Source organism: Bradyrhizobium sp. HKCCYLRH2015, assembly GCF_051168215.1.
Taxonomy (GTDB): Bacteria; Pseudomonadota; Alphaproteobacteria; order Rhizobiales; family Xanthobacteraceae; genus Bradyrhizobium.
The window spans coordinates 211,840-233,773 of the sequence record NZ_JBNPUO010000006.1 but is presented as its reverse complement, the minus strand read 5'-3'; the positions used below and the strand labels follow the sequence as shown (position 1 = coordinate 233,773).

Genomic DNA, 21,934 nt, shown 5'->3' with positions numbered 1-21,934 from the left:
GGGACGCGAACGGCGAGTGGATTCGTAGTCAAGAAACGCGAACAGAAAAGCAGAGCCGTGTTCAACCCATCGCACAGGCGCGACTATCAGTCCCATCGGGCGAGCAGCCAGGATCAGGCGGGATCATCCGGTTCCATGTCGACGCTGATTGGAGCAGGGATCATTGCCGCATCGATCCTGCTGTCGACGCTGTTCACGGCCGTCGGCAACCGCTATGTCGGCCTGGAAAGTCCCTCCGAGGATACGGCCTGGCTGGTCGACCGCCTGACCGGCCGCATCTACAAATGCCGTGCGCCCGATCCCGGCCGCGCCAGCTGCAAGGCCGAGATCGCCACCGGCAGCATTCCGGACAAGTCCAAGCCTTGAGGTTCCGCAAGGGGTTCCCGTCGGCCTGATTCGCCGTTGCGGGAGCGGGGGCGAATCTCGCACCATTGCGCGGCATGCCCGCCGTTTCCACGCCCATCCCGCTCTCCAAGCCGCAGGCGCGCCGCATCTGGCTGCGCGCGCAGCGGCTCGATGCCGAGGCGCCTTTCGGCGCGGGCCCCGAGGCCGTTGCCGCCGCCATCGCCCATCTCGGCTATGTGCAGATCGACACCATCAACGTCATCGAGCGCTGCCACCACCACATCCTGTTCAGCCGCATTCCCGCCTATCGCCGCGCCGATCTCAGGCAGGCGCAGAGCGCGGACAAGACCGTGTTCGAATATTGGACCCACGCGCTGTCCTATATTCCGGTGCAGGATTTCCGCTACTTCGTGCCGGCGATGCGCCGCCACCGCCGCGAGGGCCATCGCTGGCTCACGACCGTGAAGCCGGAGGATACGCGCAAGGTCATGCGGCTGATCCGCCAAGGTGGCGCGCTGACGATCCGCGACATCGACGACGACGTGCTGCGCGAGAAGGACCACGCCTGGGCCAGCCGCAAGCCGTCGAAGCGCGCGCTGCAGCTCGGCTTCTACGAGGGCGTGCTGACGGTGTCGGGCCGCGACGGCATGCTCAAGACCTACGACCTCACCACCCGGCATTTCGGCTGGGAACGGCTGCCGAAGGGCGCCAACGATCGCGAGATCGCAGCCTATCTGCTCGACCGCGGCTTGCGCGCGCAAGGCGTCGTCAGCCTCGATTCGCTCTGCCATCTCAATGCGCCAAGCAAGGCCGCGGTGCGCCGGGTCATCGATGCCAGGGTCCAGCGCGGCGAACTGCTGCCGGTGACGGTGGAGGGCGCCGGCAAGCAGGAGCACTGGGCGACGCCAGCAGCGTTGGACGAGCCGGTTGAAATCGATCCGGCGCGCGTGCACATCCTGTCGCCGTTCGATCCGCTGATCATCCAGCGCAAGCGGACGCAGGCGATCTTCGACTACGATCATCGCTTCGAGGCCTATGTCCCGAAGGACAAGCGCCTGTTCGGCTATTTCGCGCTGCCCGTCCTGGTCGGCGACGAGATCGTCGCCGCGCTCGACCTCAAGACCGACCGCCAGAACGGCAAGCTCCTGATGCAGAAATGGAGCTGGGTCGGCCCGGGCAAGGCCGCGCGTGGCGAGCTGCGCAAGGCGCTGAAGCGGCAGATCGAGGACGAATTGCACCGGTTCCAGCGCTTTCAACTTGGAGACTGACCTTTCCGCCGGCGAGTTCCTTCGTGCTCTTGATTTGGAAACGAATGTTTCCTAAAAGGAGGAATGACGCGGTCACAAACGAATTCATCCGAGCGCCGCGGGCCCGGTCGGCCGCGCGAGTTCGATATGGACACTGCCCTGAACAGGGCCCTGGTGGTCTTCAGCGAGCGCGGCTACCACGGCGCGTCGCTGGCCGAATTGCGCGCTGCCATGAAGCTCACCACCGGAAGCCTCTACAAGGCCTTCGTGGACAAGCACGCGATCTTTCTGGCGACGCTCGATCACTACATCGCGCGCCGCGACCGGCAGGTTCGCGACTGCCTCGATCCACACCACAGCGGATGCGACAAGCTCAAGGCCTTGCTGCAGTTCTACGCGGAATCCGCCAGCGACAGCGAAGGCCGGCGCGGCTGCCTCGTCGTCACCAGCGCGACCGAACTCGCTACCTTGGATGCGGAGGCTGCCGCCAAGGTCCGGGGGGCGTTGCGCCGGGTTGAGACCTTGTTGCGCGACCTGATCAAGTTGGGACAGGCCGACGGATCGATCCGGCCGGCGCTCGACCCGGAAGCCGTCGCGGGCGCGCTCTTCTGCGTGATCCAAGGGCTGCGGGTGGTTGGCAAGACGGGGCGTGCAAGGAGCGAGATGATGAGCGTCGCAAATCAGGCCGCGGCGTTGCTCGCATGATGTCGTGCCGAAATAGGAAACGTTTGTTCTAAAATAGGAGAGTGATCAATGCCCGAGTTGATGAACGCCATCCCTGCCAAAACTCCACCGCGGCTGGTCGCGGCGGAGCCGTTCAGTCGCGCCGAGCCGTCGCTGCCGGGATTCACCCATCGCTTCGAAACCGTCGACGGCGTCCGGCTGCACTATGTCAGCGGTGGCCCGCCGGCTGGCGATGTCGTGGTGCTGCTCGCCGGCTTTCCCGAAAGCTGGTTTGCCTGGCGCAAGGTCATGCCGCTGCTCGGGTCGCGGTATCGGGTCATTGCCGTCGATGTCCCAGGGCAGGGTGACTCGGACCGGCCGGCCGACGGCTACGACACGCAGGCCCTGGCGACGGCGGTGCATCGCCTGCTGCAGCAACTCGGCCTCACCAGTTATCATCTGGTGGGGCACGATATCGGCGCGTGGGTGGCCTATCCCTATGCGGCCTTGTTCGAAGCCGAGGTGCGCAGCCTGGCCCTGCTCGACGCGGGAATTCCCGGCGTCACCTTGCCGGAGGCGCTGCCGTTCACGCCCGACCGCGCGTGGCGCACCTGGCACTTCGCGTTCCACGCCGTCGCGGATCTCCCGGAGATGCTGATCCACGGTCGCGAACGCGACTATCTCGCCTGGTTCCTGCGGCGGAAAGGTGCCAATCCCCAAGCCTTCTCCGAAAGCGATCTCGACGAATACGCCCGGGTGCTGACCAAGGCCGGCGGCTTGCGCGCCGGGCTCGCCTATTATCGTGCCGCCGCACTGTCCGCGCTCCAGAATCGCGAGCTGAAAGCCCGGGGCAAGCTGAAGCCGCCGGTGCTGGCCGTCGACGCCGACCAGGGATCGATCGTGGACATGGCCGCGCCGCTCAGGGAGGTCGCTGATCACGTCGAGGGCATCACCATATCTTCGTGCGGCCACTACATCCCGGAAGAGCAGCCTGCCGTTCTGGCCGAGGAGCTGAACGCCTTTTTCAGCCGCGTCGGTACCGCGTCGGGCTGAGCTCTCGCGCGATGTCGTAGCTTGCCCGGGGCAAGCCTATGTCGAAGCCGGCCGCATCGCCATCCGGTCGATCCAGACGCCGATGAGGATGCCGACCACATAGGCCGCAATGTTCCACAGCGAGAAGATGCGGCCGAGCAGCAGCGCGCCCGTCAGCGTCAGGCGGAAGCTGTCGAGCCACGGCGTGTGGACCAGACGGCTGCCCTCGACGATCACGGTGACGGCGAGCGCGAGCCCGCCGATCTGCCACGGCGACATCCGCGGCAGCAGCGCGACGAGCAGCATATAGAGCATCGTCGCCCAGAGCACGGAGCCGCCATACTTGACGATGAAGGCGGGAAGGCCGAGACCGAGACCGTGGAAGCGGAGCTCGAGCCCGACCACGATCACGATCAGCGCCATCGCGAGCGCTCGTGCTGCGCGGCGGCGCCTGTCAGTGCGGGTGAGCACCTCGGGGGAGGAGGGCGTCATGCGCGTGCCGCGCCCCCGCGATGCGCCGACGGGCTGTGGGATGTCAGGCTTTCCGATTGACTTGCCACGACCGATGCTCAACACCGCCTTCAACTATCAATGTCCAGAACTCCCGGGAGGAGATCGATGAGTCCGTCCGCCACCACCCCGGCCGCGCGTGGCCGCTCCGATATCGAGGCCGCGACCATCCGCGCGATCTCCTGGCGGCTGATTCCGTTCCTGGTGCTGGCCTATTTCTTCTCCTATCTCGACCGGGTCAATCTCGGCTTCGCCGCGCTGACCATGAATGCGGAGCTGAAGTTCTCGCCGCTGGTGTTCGCCTGGGGCGCCGGCATCTTCTTCATCGGCTATTTCATCTTCGAGGTGCCGAGCAATCTGGCGTTGGAGAAGTTCGGCGCGAGCCGCTGGATCGCCCGCATCATGGTGACCTGGGGTATCATCTCGGCGCTGATGGCGCTGGTCTCGGGCCCCTGGAGCTTCTACACGCTGCGCTTCCTGCTCGGCGTCGCCGAGGCCGGCTTCTTCCCCGGCATCATCCTCTATCTCACTTACTGGTACCCCGCGCAGTATCGCGCGCGTTTCCTCGCCGCCTTTGCGGTCGCCGTGCCGATCTCGACCGTGATCGGCGCGCCCGTGTCGGGCCTATTGCTCGGCCTGCACGGCCTGATGGGACTGCAGGGCTGGCAGTGGCTGTTCATCATCGAGGGCATCCCCTCGGTCATCCTCGGCGTGGTCACCTGGTTCTACCTGACCGACCGGCCGGAGCACGCGACCTGGCTGTCGGCGGAGCAGAAGGCCTGGCTCGCGGCAAAGCTCGAGGCCGAGACCGCGGCGAAGCAGGCCGCCGGACACATGACGCTCGGTGAGGCGCTGTCGTCGCCCAAGGTGATCGTGCTCAGCCTGATCTATTTCGGTTTCGTCGGCGCGCTCTATGGCATGCAGTTCTGGCTGCCGCAGATCGTCAAGGCATTCGGATTGACCAATGTCCAGACCGGCTTCGTCACCGCGATCCCCTATGCGTTCGGCACCGTGGCGATGATTCTGTGGGCGCGGCATTCTGATGCGACGCGCGAGCGCGTCGTGCATGTCGGCGCGCCACTGATCCTGATCGCGGTGGCGCTGGCCGCCTCGAGCGTGATCGGCGATCCCACGCTCACCATGGTCGCGCTGACGGTTGCGGCGATCGGCGTGTTCTGCGTGTTTGGCGTGTTCTGGACCTTGCCGACGGCGTGGCTGTCGGGCACGGCCGCGGCCGGCGCCATCGCGCTGATCAACTCGATCGGCAATCTCGCGGGCTTCGGCGGCCCCTATCTGGTCGGCTGGATCAAGGACACCACCGGCTCCACCACCCACGGCCTGCTCGCATTGTCGGTGCTGCCGCTGATCGCCGGGCTGCTGGTGTTCTTCGGCGGCCATGAGAGCAAGGTCGAATTCGCAGGCCAGGCGCCGGCGGAATAGCGACCGCACAATCGGCTGACGATTGCAGACCTGAAACCGCCCATCGGCTGAGTGCGACGAAGGTCCCGGTCTCGACCGGGCTCTTTGTTGTCGTTGCCCCAGCAAGGGCACGCGCGCTCCGCGGGGTGAGGCGGGTGCGATCCGCGGCGGCCGTGCAGACGTTCGTTGAGGTGCTGCATCAGCCACGTCATTCCGAGGCGGTTGCGCAGCGACCGAACTCGGAATCTCGAGATGATGAGGATCGTGCCAACCACCTCGGATTCCGGGTTCGACCGCTCGCGCGGTCGCCCCGGAATGACGGGAGTCCCCGACAGGCTGCCTGCCGACCGCCTGAGCACCCGCGGCAACGTGTCCAGATGTTCACGAAGTCATGATCACTGACGAATATTGACAATCGTCACTCGACATTCGACACTTGCTCGCAACTGCAGCGAGGGTGCCCCATGTTGATCCGCCTGATTTTCGCGAGCTATTCCAAGCTGTTGACCGGTCTTGCGCTGGCCACCATGGCCGTCGCCCTGGCCGGGTGCAATGAAACCGCCGCCCAGAAGGCCGAGCCTGTCAGGCCGGTGCTGGTCGCGCCCGTGCATTACGAGGCCGAGACGCCGGAGCGCAGCTTCGTCGGCACCATCCGGCCGCGCATCGAGGCCGATATCGGCTTCCGCGTCGCCGGCAAGGTCGCCAAGCGCCTGGTCGAGGTCGGCCAGACTGTCGATGTCGGCCAGCCGCTGGCCACGCTCGACGAGGTCGACCTGAAGCTCCAGGCCGAGCAGGCTGAAGCCGAATTCCGCGCTGCCACCGGCGTGCTGGCGCAGGCGTCCGCCGCCGAGACCCGCGCCAAGGAGCTGCGGGCCAAGGGCTGGACCACGGATGCCCAGATGGATCAGGCCAGGGCGTCCGCCGACGAGGCGAGGGCACGGCTCAACCGTGCCGAACGCTCGGTCGAACTGACCCGCAACTCGCTGTCCTACGCGACGCTGGTTGCGGATGCGCGCGGCGTGGTCACCGCGAGCATGATCGAGCCGGGCGTGGTGGTTGCCGCCGGCCAGGCCGCGATCCGTGTCGCGCGCTTCGCCGAGAAGGAGGCGGTGGTCGCGATCCCGGAGACGCTGCTCGAACGCGCCAAGACCGGCAGCGCCTACGTCACGCTGTGGTCGGACGCCGACAAGAAATATGCGGCGAAGCTGCGCGAGATCGCGCCGGCCGCCGATCCCGCCACGCGCACCTATCTTGCCAAGTTCTCGCTGCCGGACGCCGGCGAAGCCGTCTCGCTCGGCATGACCGCGACCTTGACGCTCGCCGATCCCGCCACCACGCGCGTCGCGCGGCTGCCGCTGTCGGCGCTGTTCAGCGAGGGCCGCGAGCCCTCGCTCTACGTGGTGAACGACAAAGGCGAGGTGTCGCTCAAGCCGGTGAAGGTGAAATCCTACGACAGCAAGGACGTGCTGGTCACGTCAGGCGTCGACGAAGGCGAGAAGGTCGTGGCGCTCGGCGTGCAGAAGATCGATCCCGCGCAGAAGGTGCGGGTGGTCTCGGCGCTGACGTTCTAGCTCTGCTGTCGTTCCGGGGCGCACGCAGTGCGAACCCGGAACCTCGAGATTCCGGGTTCGATGCTGCGCATCGCCCCGGAATGACGATCTCTAGCAAATCGATCTCGCATACGGCATCGGATCATCGGAGAGCACCCATGAAGCGGTTCAACCTGTCGGCCTGGGCGGTCAATCATCCGCCGCTGGTGCTGTTCCTGATCATTGCGCTCGGCGTCGCCGGCTTCTTCTCCTATCAGAAGCTCGGCCGCGCCGAAGATCCGTTCTTCACCGTCAAGGTCGTCAACGTCTCGGTGATGTGGCCGGGCGCGACGGCCGTGGAGATGCAGAGCCAGGTCGCCGACCCCATCGAGAAGAAGCTGCAGGAGCTGCCTTATTTCGAGAAGGTGCAGACCTATTCGAAGCCGGCCTTCACCGCGATGCAGGTGACCTTCCGCGATTCGACGCCGCCGAAGGAGGTGCCGCATCTGTTCTACCTGATCCGCAAGAAGCTCGACGACGTGCAGTCCTCGCTGCCGTCGGGCATCGTCGGTCCGTTCGTCAATGACGAGTTCTCCGACGTCGATTCGATCCTGTTCATGATGACCGGCGACGGCGCCGACTATGCGCAATTGAAGAAGACCGCCGAAGGTCTGCGCCAGCGCCTGCTGAAGGTCGCCGGCGTCACCAAGGTCAATCTCTACGGCACCCAGGACGAGCGCATCTATGTCGAGTTCAGCCATGCCAAGCTCGCCACGCTCGGCATCACGCCGCAGGCGCTGTTCGATTCGCTTGCCAAGCAGAACAATGTGACACCGGCCGGCACGGTCGAGACCTCGTCGCAGCGCGTGCCACTGCGCGTCACCGGCGCGCTCGATGGCGCCAAGGCGGTGGCGGAGACGCCGGTCGAAAGCAACGGCCGGGTGTTCCGGCTCGGCGATATCGCCACCGTCACTCACGGCTACGTCGATCCGCCGAGCTTCAAGGTCCGGCAGGAGGGCAAGCCTGCGCTCGGCATCGGCGTCGTCACGGCCAAGGAGGCCAACATCCTGGAGCTCGGCAAGGAGGTCCACGCCGCGGCCGACGACTTCATGAAGGCCGTGCCGCAGGGCATCGAGATCGAGCAGATTGCCGACCAGCCCAAGGTGGTCGAGCACGCCGTCAGCGAGTTCGTGCATTCGTTCGTCGAGGCGCTGGTGATCGTGCTGTTCGTGTCGTTCCTGGCGCTGGGGTGGCGCACCGGCATCGTCGTGGCGCTGTCGGTGCCGCTGGTGCTGGGGCTCGTCTTCATCGTCATGAACATCATGGGGCTGAACCTGCACCGCATTTCGCTTGGTGCCCTCATCATTGCGCTCGGCCTTCTGGTCGACGATGCCATCATCGCGGTCGAGATGATGGTGGTGAAGATGGAGCAGGGCTGGGACCGGATGCGCGCGGCGTCGTTCGCGTGGGAGTCCACCGCGTTCCCGATGCTGACCGGCACCCTGGTCACGGCCGCCGGCTTCCTGCCGATCGGCTTCGCCAATTCCGCGGTCGGCGAATATGCCGGCAGCATCTTCTGGATCGTCGCCATCGCGCTGGTCGCGTCGTGGTTCGTCGCGGTGATCTTCACGCCCTATATCGGCGTCAAGCTGCTGCCGGACATGAAGGCCCATCACGGCCATGACGAGCACGCGGTCTACGACACGCGCATGTATCGCGGCCTGCGCGCCATCGTGCGCTGGTGCGTCGATCACCGCATCACCACCGTCGCCGCGACGGTCGGCGTGTTCGCGGCATCGATCGTCGCCTTCGGCCACGTCCAGCAGCAGTTCTTCCCGCTGTCGGAACGCCCCGAGCTGTTCCTGCAGTTGCGGCTGCCGGAGGGCACCGCGTTCGGTGTCACCGAGAAGGCGGCGCGCGAGGCCGAGGCGCTGCTGAAGGACGACAAGGACATCGAGACCTACACCGCCTATGTCGGGCAGGGCTCGCCGCGCTTCTGGCTCGGCCTCAACCCGCAACTGCCGAACGAGGCCTTCGCCGAGATCGTGATCGTCGCCAAGGACGTCGCCGCGCGCGAGCGCATCAAGGCCAAGATCGAGACCGCGGCTGCGAACGGCGAGCTGAACGAAGCGCGCGTCCGCGTCGATCGCTTTAATTTCGGTCCGCCGGTCGGCTTCCCCGTCCAGTTCCGCGTCATCGGTCCCGATGCGGCCAAGGTGCGCGAGATCGCCCATCAGGTGCGTGACGTCATGCGCCAGAACCCGAATGTCAGGGATCCGCAGCTCGATTGGAACGAGCAGTCGCCTTACCTCAAGCTGGTCGTCGACCAGGATCGTGCCCGTGCGCTCGGCCTGACCCCGCAGGACGTGTCGCAGTCGCTGGCGATGCTGATCTCCGGCGTGCAGGTCACGACCATTCGTGACGGCATCGAGAAGGTCGGCGTCGTCGCCCGCGCTGCGCCGTCCGAACGGCTGGATCTCGCCCATGTCGGCGACCTCACCATCACCTCGAAGAACGGCGTGGCGGTGCCGCTGCAGCAGATCGCCAAGATCGAATATTCCCACGAGGAGCCGATCCTGTGGCGGCGCAACCGCGACATGGCGATTACGGTGCGCGCCGACGTGGCCGATGGCGTGCAGGCGCCTGATGTCACCAACCAGATCTCGCCGAAACTGCAGGATATCCGCAACCACCTCGAGCCCGCCTACCGGATCGAGGCCGGCGGCGCGTTCGAGGAATCAGCGAAGGGCAATGCCTCGATCTTCGTGCTGTTTCCGCTGATGGTCATCGTGATGCTGACCTTGCTGATGATCCAGCTTCAGAGCTTCTCGCGGCTGATCCTGGTGTTCCTGACCGCGCCGCTCGGCATCGTCGGAGCGTCACTCGGACTGAATGTCGCCAACGCGCCGTTCGGCTTCGTCGCGCTGCTCGGCCTGATCGCCCTCGCCGGCATGATCATGCGCAACGCGGTGATCCTGGTCGATCAGATCGAGACCGACGTCGCCCATGGCCTGACCCGCAAGGACGCGATCATCGAGGCCACGGTGCGCCGCGCCCGCCCCGTGGTGCTGACCGCGCTGGCGGCGATCCTGGCCATGATCCCGCTGTCGCGCTCGGCGTTCTGGGGCCCGATGGCGATCACCATCATGGGCGGGTTGTTCGTTGCAACCTTCCTGACGCTGCTGTACTTGCCTGGATTGTATGCCCTATGGTTCCGCAAGAGTCTGGACGAGCGCGGAGCGAAAGACGCGGATCATTCCGCAGCGCAGCACGTTGACGTGCCGAGGCCTTCGCTTCCTCTGGCCGAGGCCGCCGAATGAAGGATCAACAAGATCGCAGGCATGATGACCCTGGTTTCCGACCATATCGAATCCGACACGCACGAGCGCATTCTCGTCGTTGCTGAGCGCCTGTTTCGACAGATCGGCTACCAGAAGACGACCGTCGCCGACATCGCCAAGGAGCTCCGCATGAGCCCGGCGAATGTCTACCGGTTCTTCGACTCGAAGAAGGCGATCCACCGGGGGGTCGCCCGCACGCTGATGGCCCAGGTCGAGGCGGCCGCCATCGCGATCGCGGAGCGGCCCGGTCCGGCGGCACCGCGGCTGCGCGAGCTGCTCGGCACGATCCATCGCATGAACACCGAGCGCTATGTCGGCGACAACAAGCTGCACGAGATGGTCGCGGTGGCGATGGAGGAGAGCTGGGACGTCTGCGAGGCGCACATGCTGCTGATCACCGAGATCATCGGCCGCGTGATCGGGCAGGGCGCGGCGTCCGGCGAATTCGCGGTCACCGACCTGACGCTGGCGGCAAAATGTGCGACGACCGCGATGATGCGCTTCTTCCATCCGCAGATGATCGCGCAATGCGCGACCAAGCCGGGCCCGACGATCGACGAGATGATCGATTTCGTGCTGGCAGGGCTTGGTTCCAGGGGCGCTGCGGTCTAGGTTGCAGTCATTCCGGGGCGATGCGAAGCATCGAACCCGGAATCTCGAGATTTCGGGTTCGCCTCTTCCGATCAAAGTGGCTTCGCCATTTTTGTCGCGCGAGGCGCCCCGGAATGACTGCTGCTTAGGAGACGACGGCGTGATCGAACGCGACTTGCATTTCTACGAACCGAAGAACGGCCACGGCCTGCGCCACGATCCCTTCAACGCCATCGTCGCGCCGCGTCCGATCGGCTGGATCTCGTCGCGTGATCCTGATGGGCACGTCAACCTTGCGCCCTACAGCTTTTTCAATGCGTTCAACTACACGCCGCCGATCATCGGCTTCTCCTCGACGCAGTGGAAGGATTCGGTCGCCAACATCCAGGACACCGGCGAGTTCGTCTGGAACCTGGTGACGCGCGACCTTGCGACGCAGATGAATGCGACCGCCGCGCATGTCGCGCGCGAGGTCGACGAGTTCAAGCTCGCGGGCGTGACGCCGGTCGCTTGCAAGTTCGTCAACGTGCCGCGGGTCGGCGAAAGCCCCGTCGCGTTCGAGTGCAAGGTGACGCAGATCATCCAGCTGCAGGGCGCCGACGGCACCAAGGCCCAGGCCTGGCTGACGCTCGGCGAGGTGGTCGGCGTGCATATCGACAAGACGCTGATCAAGGACGGTGTCTACCAGACAGCGCTCGCGCATCCGATCGTCCGCGCCGGCCGTCGCGGCGACTATTTCGAGATCATGCAGGAGGCGATGTTCGAAATGGCGAGGCCGGACTGACGGCCCTGCTTGGCGCCTTCTTGAACGCTCCCGCAACTGGAGACCATCCGACGTGACCGAAGCGACCGTCCAAGCCGCGCCGACCGAACCTCGCGGCGATCTCTGCATCCGCACCCTGGCGATGCCGGCCGACACCAACGCCAATGGCGACATCTTCGGCGGCTGGCTGCTCAGCCAGATGGACGTCGGCGGCGGCGTGTTCGCCGCCAAGGTCGCGAAGTCGCGCACGGTCACGGTCGCGATCGAGGCGATGAACTTCCGCAAGGCGGTCTATGTCGGCGATCTCGTGTCGGTCTACGCACATCTCGTCCGCGTCGGCCGCACGTCGATGACGGTGCGGCTCGAAGCCTGGGTGCTTCGCCGCAAGGAAGAGCAGCCGATCCTCGTCACCGACGGCAATTTCACCTACGTCTCGATCGATGACGGCGGCCGGCCGCAGCCGATCCAGCGTGATGGCGTGATCGCGACCTGATCACATTCGCCGTCGGCGGCCGCAAATAACCTCCGTTAATGCGCGGCATATGCCGCTCGGTCGGCATAGGAACCGGCATCCGGCGGTGCGCGTTTATTCGCGCACGTTCGCGCGACGACTGCGCCGATCAATCTCGCGCGATCTACGTCCTGTCCACAGGGCAGGCGTCTTTACGATGTTTGCAAGTTCTGGTTGCTTGAATGCGCGTTGCCGCGTCTCTGCCGTATTGCGCGCTTCGAGTGGCGCGCCGCCGGACGGACAGCAATCACGACAGTCCGTTTCCGACCAACAAGGCAAAAAATGCCAGCCGGAAAAAATTGCCGGCACAGGGGAAATGGTGGGGGCATGTTGCGCGAACAGGGTGGGAGGAAGTCCATGTCGGACGTCGACGAGAAACTGACCTTGCAGGTGCTGAAGAAGCTGCAGCAGCGGCTCCTCCATGCCGAGCGCAGGATTGGCGTCTACGAGCATCAGCTCAGCGCGTTTCGTGAACATCACGTCGAGGTGTTGAGGGATCTGCGCACGATCTATCAGTTGCTCGGTCGGCATCAACACTGTCTCGGCGGAGCCGATGCATCGCTGCACAAGGCGACGCTCGTCCCGGATGATCCGCACTGATTCGGCAAGGCGTCACGGCGTGAGGGCGTGCAGCGCAGCCAACATAACATCCACACAATTTCCTGTTTGCATTCACGTCGGAATAGCCGGGGCTCCCTGCACGGAACATTCGTCATGGAGCTCGGTTATACGCCCCGGAATGAACGACGGGATTGCGCAATGTCCGAAACCTATATCATCGAGGTCAGCTCCCAGGCGGCGGGGATCGTCATCCGCGACCGCGGCGGCTTTCGCTTCTTCGCGGCGTCCCATCGCTTCAATGCCCTCGAGGGCCAGGTGTTTCGCAATGCCCGCGAAGCCGAACGCGCCGCGATTCGGCTCGTGACCGGTGAGCTGAGCGCAGCCGCCTGAGCGAGCTCGGCGCACGTGGACGTAGGCCGGACCAAGGCCGCGTCTGAGCTGCTCCGGGGCGAGCGATTGCTGCGATGCGCCCAATGCTTCGCCGATTGACGCTTGACTCGATCAGCATCACCATGGTGCAGCTTGTCCTGAAAGCTTGCCATGGCCGTCCTGTCCCAACGCCAGACCGACATCCTCAACATCGCCCGCGCCTCCGGCCGCGTCATGGTGGAGGATCTCGCGCGCCGCTTCGAGGTCTCGGCCCAGACCATCCGCAAGGATCTCAACGATCTGTGCGAGCAGCGCGCGCTGACGCGCATTCATGGCGGGGCCATCATCGCCTCCGGGGTCGAGAATCTCGCCTACGAGGCGCGGCGCTTCGTCGCTGCCGACGAGAAGAAGGCGATCGGTGCGGTCGCAGCCGCGCGGATTCCGAACGGCTCCTCGCTGTTCATCAATATCGGCACCACGACGGAGGAGGTGGCGAGCGCGCTGTCGTCGCACCAGGACCTGCTCGTCATCACCAACAATCTCAACGTCGCGATGCTGCTCTATCCGCATCCGCGCATCGAGGTGATCGTGGCCGGCGGCACCGTGCGGCGCTCGGACGGCGGCGTCATCGGATCGACCGCGACGCAACTGATCGGCCAGTTCAAGGTCGACTACGCGATCATCGGCGCGTCCGCGATCGACGAGGAGGGCGCGCTGCTCGACTTCGACTATCGCGAGGTCCAGGTTGCGCAGGCGATCATCGCCAATGCCCGCAGCGTGATGCTGGTCGCCGATTCCACCAAGCTCCACCGCAGCGCGCCGGTGCGCATCGCCCATCTCAGCCAGATCCAGACCTTCGTCACCGACCGCCCCCTGCCGGACGGACTGGCGAGCCTCTGCCATAGCCGCGGCATCGAGGTGGTCTCGGCGATGCCCGCCGACGATGCCGACGACGCCGCAGAGGCAACCGAAACGGCGGGGTCCGCCGTGCTCCGCCGCGCCTGACTTTCCGCCACTCTCGCAGGCTCCTTGATCCCGGTTTGGGCAGCTTTTGCCCAACCGCGGCCCAACATGCGAATTTCGATTTGCTTTCACTTTCGTTTGTGTTTAACTCGAAACCGAAAGTGAAATCGCCGCAGTCAAGGCGATTGCCGGGGGATGCGTCTGTTGGAGCGGATCTACGACCTCGCCATTGTCGGAGGCGGCGTGAACGGTTGCGGCATCGCGCGCGATGCGGCCGGACGCGGAAATTCCGTTTTCCTGTGTGAAATGAACGATCTGGCGAGCGGAACCTCGTCCTGGTCGACCAAGCTCGTGCATGGCGGCCTGCGCTATCTCGAATATTACGAGTTCCGGCTGGTCCGCGAGGCGCTGATCGAGCGCGAAGTCCTGTGGCAGATCGCGCCCCATATCATCCGTCCGCTGCGCTTCGTGCTGCCGCATCATTCGGGGCTGCGCCCGGCCTGGCTGCTGCGCCTCGGCCTGTTCCTCTATGACCATCTCGGCGGCCGCAAGCTGCTGCCGGCGACGCGGTCGGTGAACCTGCGCAGCGACGAGGTCGGCCGCCCCTTGATCCCCGGGCGCTACAGCAAGGGCTTCGAATATTCCGACTGCTTCGTCGACGATGCGCGCCTGGTCGTGCTGACCGCTCGGGATGCCGCCGATCGCGGCGCCGTCATCCGCACCCGCACGCGTGCGACCGAGATCCATCAGGATGGCAGCCACTGGCTGGTCACCACCGAGAACACCCAGACCGGCGAGCGCGAGACCATCAAGGCGCGCGCGCTGGTCAATGCCGCCGGTCCCTGGGTCGAGCAGGTGCTGGCGACCGGCGCCGGCGTCAATGCGAAAGCGAAAGTGCGGCTGGTGCAGGGCTCGCACATCGTGGTGCGCAAGCTCTACGATCACGACCGCGCCTACATCTTCCAGAACGCCGACGGCCGCATCATCTTCGCCATTCCCTATCAGCAGGATTTCACGCTGATCGGCACCACCGATCGCGACTATCAGGGTGATCCGGCCAAGGTGAAGGCGACCGACGAGGAGATCGCCTATCTCTGCGCCGCGCTCGGGGAATATCTCGCCAAGCCGGTGACGCCGGCCGACGTTGTGTGGAGCTATTCCGGCGTGCGGCCGCTCTATGATGACGGCGCCAGCGAGGCCAAGGCAGCGACCCGCGACTACGTATTCGAGCTCGATACGCCCGGCGGCTTGCCGCTGCTGTCGATCTATGGTGGCAAGATCACCACCTACCGGCGCCTGTCGGAAGAGGCGCTGGAGCGTCTTGCGCCCTATCTGAAAGGGGGCGACGCGGAGGAAGGCTGGACCGGCAAGGCGCCGCTGCCCGGCGGCGACATGAAGGTCTCGGCCGTCGGGCCGTTGATTGCGGATCTCTGCAAGACCTTTCCGTTCCTGTCGGATGCACATGCGAAGCGCATCGCCCATGCCTACGGCACGCGGGCTGCGGCCATGCTCGCCGGTGCGACATCTTTGGCCGATCTCGGCCAGGACTTCGGTGGCACCTTGACGGAGCGTGAAGTCAGGTACCTGATGACGGACGAGTGGGCGTTGACGGCCGAGGACATCGTGTGGCGTCGATCGAAGCTGGGGTTGCGGATGTCTGCGGCTGAGATCGCCGCCCTCGAGGCGTGGATCACAGCCAATCGCGAGCGCTCCACCTTGCCGGCGCGTGAGGCGGGAGGACGCGCATGAGCGTCACGCTCGATCACGTCTCCCGAATTGTCGACGGTGTGACCACCATTCGCGACGTCTCGCTGACCTTGCAGCGCGGCACGCTGAGCGTGCTGCTCGGGCCGACGCTGTCCGGCAAGACCTCGATCATGCGGCTGCTCGCCGGCCTCGACAAGCCGACCACCGGCCGCGTGCTGGTCGACGGCAAGGACGTCACCGGCGCCGATGTGCGGCAGCGCTCGGTCGCGATGGTCTATCAGCAATTCATCAACTATCCCTCGCTGACGGTCTATGAGAACATCGCCTCGCCGCTGCGCGTGCAGGGCAAGTCGCGCCAGGAAATCGAGAAGCGCGTGGCGGAAGCGGCGCGGCTGCTCCGGCTCGAGCCCTATCTGAAGCGCACGCCGCTGCAGCTCTCCGGCGGCCAGCAGCAGCGCACCGCGATCGCGCGCGCCCTGGTCAAGGGGGCCGACCTCGTGCTGCTGGACGAGCCGCTCGCCAATCTCGATTACAAGCTGCGCGAGGAGCTGCGCACCGAGCTGCCGCGCATCTTCGAAGCCTCGGGCGCGATCTTCGTCTACGCCACCACCGAGCCGTCGGAGGCGCTGCTGCTCGGCGGCCGCACCATCTGCATGTGGGAAGGGCAGGCGCTGCAGGCCGGCGATACCGCGGCCGTGTATCGCCGACCCGATACCTTGCGTGTCGGCCAGGTGTTCTCGGACCCGCCGATGAACACGGTCGAGATCCAGAAGCGCGGCGAGAGCGTGGAGTATGCCGGCGGGGTCAAGGCGCCGGCGGTCGGCCTCTATGCCGATCTGTCCGATGGCGCCTACCGCGTGGGCTTCCGCCCGCATCAGCTCGGGCTTGGCAAAGGCGATGGCAGCCACGGCCGCCATGCCTTTCCCGCGATCGTCTCGGTCACCGAGATCACGGGATCGGAGAGCTTCGTGCATCTGACGCGCGACGGCATGAACTGGGTCGCCGTGCTGCACGGCGTCCATGAATATGAGCCCGGCGAGATCCTCGACGCGGTGCTCGATCCGTCCAATGTGTTCGTGTTCGACGCCGGCGACCGCCTGGTCGCCGCGCCGGCGATCTGAGGGAGATGCCGCATGGCCCGCATTGACCTCGTCGATCTCGCCCACGCCTACAACGGCAACAGCGGCGATATCGAGAGCTACGCGCTGAAGCCGGTGACGATGACCTGGCGCCAGGGCGGCGCCTATGCGCTGCTCGGTCCGTCCGGCTGCGGCAAGACCACCTTGCTCAACCTGATCTCGGGCATTCTCACGCCCTCGCACGGCAAGATACTGTTCGACAGCACCGACATCACCAAAGCCTCGACCCGTGAGCGCAATATCGCGCAGGTGTTCCAGTTCCCGGTGATCTACGACACGATGACGGTCGGCGAGAACCTCGCCTTTCCGCTCAAGAACCGCGGCGTGCCCAAGGCCGAGATCGACAAGCGCGTCGCCGAGATCGCGCGTCTCCTCGATCTGACTCCGGACCTCAACCGCAAGGCGACACGGCTCACCGCCGACGCCAAGCAGAAGATCTCGCTCGGCCGCGGCCTGGTGCGCTCCGATGTCGCCGCCGTCTTGTTCGACGAGCCGCTGACCGTGATCGATCCCGAGCTGAAATGGCAGCTGCGTTCGAAACTGAAGGCGCTGCATCGTGAGCTCGACCTGACGATGATCTACGTCACCCACGACCAGACCGAGGCGCTGACCTTCGCCGACACCGTCGTCGTCATGCATGACGGCCGCGTGGTGCAGAGCGGCACGCCGGCAGAGCTGTTCGACAAGCCGGCGCATACCTTCGTCGGCTACTTCATCGGCTCGCCGGGCATGAACATCCTCTCCGCCGAGGTGAAGGGACGCGAGGCCCGCATCGACGGTCACACGCTGACGCTGTCGCGCAGCTACGACGCGCTGCCGGCCGGAGCCAAGATCGAGATCGGCGTCCGTCCGGAATTCGTCGATGTCGCGCAGCCCGGACCCGGCCTGCTCGATGCCAATATCGAGCGCGTCGACGATCTCGGCCGCATCCGCTTCGCGCGCGTCCGTGTCGGCGACGTCAAGTTCGCCGCGCGACTGCCGGCCGGCTTCTCGCCGCAGGGCTCCGCGATCGGGCTGAAGTTCAATCCGGCCTATGTCCACGTCTATGCCGACAGCCGTCTCGTCGAGGGAGCCTGAGTGATGGACAAGACCATCAACAACAAGGCCTGGTTCCTGGTGCTGCCGGTGTTCCTGCTGGTGGCGTTCTCCGCCATTCTGCCGCTGATGACGGTGGTGAACTATTCGATGCAGGACACCTTCGGCAACAACCAGTTCTTCTGGAACGGTGTCGGCTGGTTCAAGGAGCTGCTCGATCCCTCGACCGATCTCGGCGGCCGCTTCCTCGCCTCGCTGTGGCGCAACCTGATCTTTTCCGGCGCAATTCTCGCCATCGAGGTCCCGCTCGGCATCGTGATCGCGCTGGCGATGCCGCGGCAGGGCTGGACCGTGGCGTTCGCACTGGTCGTGCTGGCATTGCCGCTGTTGATTCCGTGGAACGTTGTCGGAACCATCTGGCAGATCTTCGGGCGTCCCGACATCGGCCTGCTCGGCTATGTGCTCAACGCCATCGGCCTCGACTACAACTACGTCTCCAACGAGGCTGACGCCTGGTTCACCGTCATCCTGATGGATGTCTGGCACTGGACCAGCCTGGTGGCGCTCCTATGCTACTCCGGCCTCAAATCGATCCCGGACGCCTACTACCAGGCGGCCCAGATCGACGGCGCCTCGCGCTGGGCGGTGTTCACCGCGATCCAGCTGCCGAAGATGCACCGCGTGCTGCTGATCGCCGTGCTGCTGCGCTTCATGGACAGCTTCATGATCTATACCGAGCCGTTCGTGGTCACCGGCGGCGGCCCGGGCAATTCCACCACCTTCATCTCGATCGAGCTGGTCAAGATCGCGCTCGGCCAGTTCGACCTCGGCAAGGCCGCGGCGCTGTCGCTGGTCTACAATCTGATCATCCTGATCGTCTGCTGGGTGTTTTACACCATCATGACCAATGCCGGCGCCGAGCGCCGGCCGGTGGAAGGGGGCGCGTGATGAACACGATTCCGGGCCGCCGAATCATCATCTCGCTGTTCCTGGTCTTCCTGCTGTTGCCGATCTATTGGCTCGTCAACATGAGCTTCAAGACCAACACCGAGATCGTCTCGACCATGACGCTGTGGCCGCATCAGCCGACCATCGCGAACTACATGCGCATCTTCACCGACGAGAGCTGGTATTCCGGCTACATCAACTCGTTGAAATACGTCGTCATCAACACGGTGATCTCGATTGCCGTAGCGCTGCCGGCGGCCTACGCCTTTGCGCGCTACCGCTTCCTCGGCGACAAGCATCTGTTCTTCTGGCTGCTGTCGAACCGCATGGCGCCGGCCGCGGTCTATGCGCTGCCGTTCTTCAATCTCTACTCGGCGATCGGGCTGTTCGATACGCCCTGGGCGGTGGCGCTGGCCCATTGCATCTTCAACATCCCGCTCGCGGTCTGGATTCTCGAGGGCTTCGTCTCGTCCGTGCCGCGCGAGATCGACGAGACGGCGTTTCTGGACGGCTACTCGTTTCCGCGCTTCTTCATCAAGATCCTGGTGCCGCTGATCGCCAGCGGCATCGGCGTGGCGGCGTTCTTCTGCTTCATGTTCTCCTGGGTCGAACTCCTGTTGGCGCGCACGCTGACGGCGACCGAAGCCAAGCCGATCTCGGCGATCATGACGCGAACCGTGTCTGCCGCCGGCATGGACTGGGGCCTGCTCGCCGCCGCCGGCGTGCTGACCATCATCCCCGGCGCGCTCGTGATCTGGTTCGTCCGCAACTACATCGCGCGCGGCTTCGCGCTGGGACGGGTGTGATGATGATTTCATGTCGCCGCAGTCTCCGCTCCACCTCTCCCGCCTGCGGGGGAGGTCGCGTCGCATCGTCAGATGCGATGCGGGTGGGGACCTCTGTCCTCTCGGGCAGTTCGACTCGCGGCGCCCCCACCCCAACCCTCCCCCGCAAGCGGGGGAGGGGGGCCGCTACCGCCTGGAGTCACTGAGCCATGGACAACATCGCATGGATGGCATGGACCCTGCCGACAGCAATCTTCTTCGCCGCGCTGGCCTGCACGCTGGTCGTCATGACCTGGCTCGCGGCCCGCTACCCCGAGGCCGAGCGGGTCGGAGTGCTGCGCATTCCGACCACGCGCGGCGATCGTCTGTTCATCTCGCTGATCTTGGCGGCGATCATCCATCTTGCCTGGATCGGCCTGGTCGGCACCGACACGATTACGACCTTGCCGATCGGCGAGGAAGGGTTTGAGGTTTCGAGCCTGTGGCTCGCAACCGCAATTTCGCTTGCGTCCGCCGTTGCGATCTTTCGCACCGTCTGACGCAAGTGAAAAGGGGCAGATCCGGGGGCAACCCGGACCTGGAATATTGTCGCTCAAGGAGGAAAGCATGCGACACTTGAAGCCTAGGAAGCATCACTTGACCAAGGCCCGCTACCTCGCGATGACCAGCGCCGCAGCGCTGTTTGCCGCGGGCATGACGATGTCCGTTCCGGCAAAGGCCGACGAGGCCGCCGCAAAGAAGTGGATCGACAGCGAGTTCCAGCCGTCGACGCTCTCGAAGGACGACCAGATGAAGGAAATGCAGTGGTTCATGAAGGCCGCTGAACCCTTCAAGGGCATGGAGATCAACGTTGTCTCCGAGACGCTGACAACCCACGAATACGAGTCCAAGACTCTGGCAAAGGCGTTCGAAGAGATCACCGGCATCAAGGTCAAGCACGACATCATCCAGGAAGGTGACGTCGTCGAGAAGATCCAGACCCAGATGCAGTCCGGCAAGAACGTCTATGACGGCTGGATCAACGACTCCGATTTCATCGGCACCCACTTCCGCTACGGCCAGGCCGTCGACCTGACGGACTGGATGGCGAAGGACGCCAAGGACGTCACCGATCCGATGCTCGACGTCAACGACTTCATCGGCAAGTCCTTCACCACCGCGCCCAACGGCCATTTGTATCAGCTGCCCGACCAGCAGTTCGCCAACCTGTATTGGTTCCGCTACGACTGGTTCACCAACCCGGACTACAAGGCCAAGTTCAAGGCCAAGTATGGCTACGACCTCGGCGTGCCGGTGAACTGGTCGGCCTACGAGGACATCGCCGAGTTCTTCACCAACGACATCAAGGAGATCAACGGCGTCCGAGTCTATGGCCACATGGACTACGGCAAGAAGGATCCCTCGCTCGGCTGGCGTTTCACCGACGCCTGGCTGTCGATGGCCGGTAACGGCGACAAGGGCCTCCCGAACGGCCTGCCGGTCGACGAATGGGGTATCCGCATGGAAGGTTGCCGTCCGGTCGGCTCCTCGGTCGAGCGCGGCGGCGACGTCAACGGACCTGCCGCAGTCTATTCGATCGTCAAGTATCTCGACTGGATGAAGAAGTATGCTCCGCCGCAGGCCCAAGGCATGACCTTCTCGGAATCCGGCCCGGTGCCGTCGCAGGGCAACATCGCTCAGCAGATCTTCTGGTACACCGCCTTCACCGCCGACATGGTCAAGCCCGGCCTGCCGGTGATGAACGCCGACGGAACGCCGAAGTGGCGCATGGCTCCGTCGCCGCACGGCTCCTACTGGAAGGACGGCATGAAGCTCGGCTATCAGGACGTGGGATCGTTGACGCTCCTGAAGTCCACGCCGGTCGATCGCCGCAAGGCGGCCTGGCTCTATCTGCAGTTCATCGTCTCGAAGACGGTGTCCTTGAAGAAGAGCCATGTCGGTCTGACCTTCATCCGTGAATCGGACATCTGGGACAAGTCGTTCACCGAGCGCGCGCCGAAGCTCGGCGGCTTGATCGAGTTCTACCGCTCGCCCGCGCGCGTGCAGTGGACCCCGACCGGCAACAACGTGCCCGACTATCCGAAGCTCGCGCAGCTGTGGTGGCAGAACATCGGCGATGCGTCGTCCGGTGCGAAGACGCCGCAGCAGGCGATGGACGCACTCGCAGCCGCGCAGGACTCCGTGCTCGAGCGTCTTGAGAAGTCCAAGGTCCAGGGCGACTGCGGGCCGAAGCTGAACAAGAAGGAGTCGGCCGAGTACTGGTTCAACAAGTCGGCGAAGGACGGCAACATCGCTCCGCAGCGCAAGCTCGCGAACGAGAAGCCGAAGGGCGAGACGATCGACTACGACACGCTGATCAAGTCGTGGCCGGCGTCGCCTCCGAAGCGCGCCGAGGCGAAATAGCAACCTCTCCTTCGGACGACCGGCGACAGGTCGGTCGTCCCCGGGGAGTTTGGAAGGGCGGGAGCAATCCCGG

The 21,934-nt window shown here is 65.0% G+C and carries 21 protein-coding genes; 20 read left to right on the top strand and 1 reads right to left on the bottom strand.

Features of this window, described 5'->3' with window-relative positions; all coding sequences use genetic code 11:
* Positions 1-135: 135 nt before the first annotated feature.
* The 4 genes from ACQR1H_RS17595 to ACQR1H_RS17580 all read left to right on the top strand — a co-directional run bounded on the left by ACQR1H_RS17595 (position 136) and on the right by ACQR1H_RS17580 (position 3,308).
* Positions 136-366 carry a hypothetical protein gene (locus tag ACQR1H_RS17595; RefSeq protein WP_315802718.1) on the top strand — a complete coding sequence of 77 codons (231 nt, stop codon included), beginning with the start codon at positions 136-138 and terminating at the stop codon, positions 364-366.
* A gap of 74 nt (positions 367-440) precedes the next feature.
* Positions 441-1,613: a winged helix-turn-helix domain-containing protein gene (locus tag ACQR1H_RS17590; protein ID WP_434907920.1), complete on the top strand. Its 1,173-nt coding sequence runs from the start codon at positions 441-443 to the stop codon at positions 1,611-1,613.
* Between the two features lie 126 nt (positions 1,614-1,739).
* Entirely contained in the window at positions 1,740-2,297 is a 558-nt protein-coding gene (locus ACQR1H_RS17585) for a TetR/AcrR family transcriptional regulator (protein WP_434887406.1), read from the top strand.
* 48 nt (positions 2,298-2,345) lie between these two features.
* On the top strand, positions 2,346-3,308 hold the full coding sequence (locus ACQR1H_RS17580; RefSeq protein WP_316178048.1) for an alpha/beta fold hydrolase: 963 nt from the start codon (positions 2,346-2,348) through the stop codon (positions 3,306-3,308).
* Positions 3,309-3,344: 36 nt separating this feature from the next.
* Here the strand turns inward: ACQR1H_RS17580 and ACQR1H_RS17575 are convergent, their stop codons facing one another.
* Entirely contained in the window at positions 3,345-3,779 is a 435-nt protein-coding gene (locus tag ACQR1H_RS17575; RefSeq protein ID WP_434907919.1) for a DUF2809 domain-containing protein, read from the bottom strand.
* 126 nt (positions 3,780-3,905) lie between these two features.
* On the opposite strand from ACQR1H_RS17575, the gene ACQR1H_RS17570 reads away from it, so the two are divergent.
* The 16 genes from ACQR1H_RS17570 to ACQR1H_RS17495 all read left to right on the top strand — a co-directional run bounded on the left by ACQR1H_RS17570 (position 3,906) and on the right by ACQR1H_RS17495 (position 21,861).
* Positions 3,906-5,237, top strand: a complete 1,332-nt coding sequence (locus tag ACQR1H_RS17570) for an MFS transporter (protein ID WP_434907918.1) — start codon at positions 3,906-3,908, stop codon at positions 5,235-5,237.
* A gap of 443 nt (positions 5,238-5,680) precedes the next feature.
* Positions 5,681-6,787 (top strand): efflux RND transporter periplasmic adaptor subunit, encoded by a 1,107-nt coding sequence (locus ACQR1H_RS17565; RefSeq protein WP_434907917.1) that lies wholly within the window; start codon positions 5,681-5,683, stop codon positions 6,785-6,787.
* A 137-nt stretch (positions 6,788-6,924) separates the two neighbouring features.
* On the top strand, positions 6,925-10,065 hold the full coding sequence (locus tag ACQR1H_RS17560) for an efflux RND transporter permease subunit (RefSeq protein WP_315802725.1): 3,141 nt from the start codon (positions 6,925-6,927) through the stop codon (positions 10,063-10,065).
* Positions 10,066-10,089: 24 nt separating this feature from the next.
* Positions 10,090-10,698 carry a TetR/AcrR family transcriptional regulator gene (locus ACQR1H_RS17555; protein WP_315802870.1) on the top strand — a complete coding sequence of 203 codons (609 nt, stop codon included), beginning with the start codon at positions 10,090-10,092 and terminating at the stop codon, positions 10,696-10,698.
* Positions 10,699-10,837: 139 nt separating this feature from the next.
* On the top strand, positions 10,838-11,461 hold the full coding sequence (locus tag ACQR1H_RS17550) for a flavin reductase family protein (protein WP_434882551.1): 624 nt from the start codon (positions 10,838-10,840) through the stop codon (positions 11,459-11,461).
* 52 nt (positions 11,462-11,513) lie between these two features.
* Positions 11,514-11,933: an acyl-CoA thioesterase gene (locus ACQR1H_RS17545; RefSeq protein WP_316217371.1), complete on the top strand. Its 420-nt coding sequence runs from the start codon at positions 11,514-11,516 to the stop codon at positions 11,931-11,933.
* 375 nt (positions 11,934-12,308) lie between these two features.
* Positions 12,309-12,551 carry a hypothetical protein gene (locus ACQR1H_RS17540; protein ID WP_315802728.1) on the top strand — a complete coding sequence of 81 codons (243 nt, stop codon included), beginning with the start codon at positions 12,309-12,311 and terminating at the stop codon, positions 12,549-12,551.
* 159 nt (positions 12,552-12,710) lie between these two features.
* Positions 12,711-12,902, top strand: coding sequence for a hypothetical protein (locus tag ACQR1H_RS17535; RefSeq protein WP_315802729.1), 192 nt, complete (start codon positions 12,711-12,713; stop codon positions 12,900-12,902).
* Positions 12,903-13,052: 150 nt separating this feature from the next.
* Positions 13,053-13,886, top strand: coding sequence for a DeoR/GlpR family DNA-binding transcription regulator (locus ACQR1H_RS17530; protein ID WP_316178064.1), 834 nt, complete (start codon positions 13,053-13,055; stop codon positions 13,884-13,886).
* 153 nt (positions 13,887-14,039) lie between these two features.
* Positions 14,040-15,593: a glycerol-3-phosphate dehydrogenase gene (glpD, locus tag ACQR1H_RS17525; protein WP_434907916.1), complete on the top strand. Its 1,554-nt coding sequence runs from the start codon at positions 14,040-14,042 to the stop codon at positions 15,591-15,593.
* Positions 15,590-16,672, top strand: coding sequence for an ABC transporter ATP-binding protein (locus ACQR1H_RS17520; RefSeq protein ID WP_315802731.1), 1,083 nt, complete (start codon positions 15,590-15,592; stop codon positions 16,670-16,672). Before glpD ends, ACQR1H_RS17520 begins: the two co-directional genes overlap by 4 nt.
* A gap of 12 nt (positions 16,673-16,684) precedes the next feature.
* Entirely contained in the window at positions 16,685-17,767 is a 1,083-nt protein-coding gene (locus ACQR1H_RS17515; RefSeq protein WP_434907915.1) for an ABC transporter ATP-binding protein, read from the top strand.
* 3 nt (positions 17,768-17,770) lie between these two features.
* Entirely contained in the window at positions 17,771-18,673 is a 903-nt protein-coding gene (locus tag ACQR1H_RS17510; protein WP_315802733.1) for a carbohydrate ABC transporter permease, read from the top strand.
* Complete coding sequence (locus ACQR1H_RS17505; RefSeq protein ID WP_315802734.1) at positions 18,673-19,479, top strand: carbohydrate ABC transporter permease; 807 nt, start codon at positions 18,673-18,675, stop codon at positions 19,477-19,479. The genes ACQR1H_RS17510 and ACQR1H_RS17505 overlap by 1 nt, the downstream gene beginning before the upstream one ends.
* A gap of 188 nt (positions 19,480-19,667) precedes the next feature.
* Positions 19,668-19,997 (top strand): DUF2160 domain-containing protein, encoded by a 330-nt coding sequence (locus tag ACQR1H_RS17500; protein ID WP_315802735.1) that lies wholly within the window; start codon positions 19,668-19,670, stop codon positions 19,995-19,997.
* 67 nt (positions 19,998-20,064) lie between these two features.
* Positions 20,065-21,861, top strand: coding sequence for an ABC transporter substrate-binding protein (locus ACQR1H_RS17495; protein WP_315802736.1), 1,797 nt, complete (start codon positions 20,065-20,067; stop codon positions 21,859-21,861).
* Positions 21,862-21,934 lie beyond the last annotated feature (73 nt).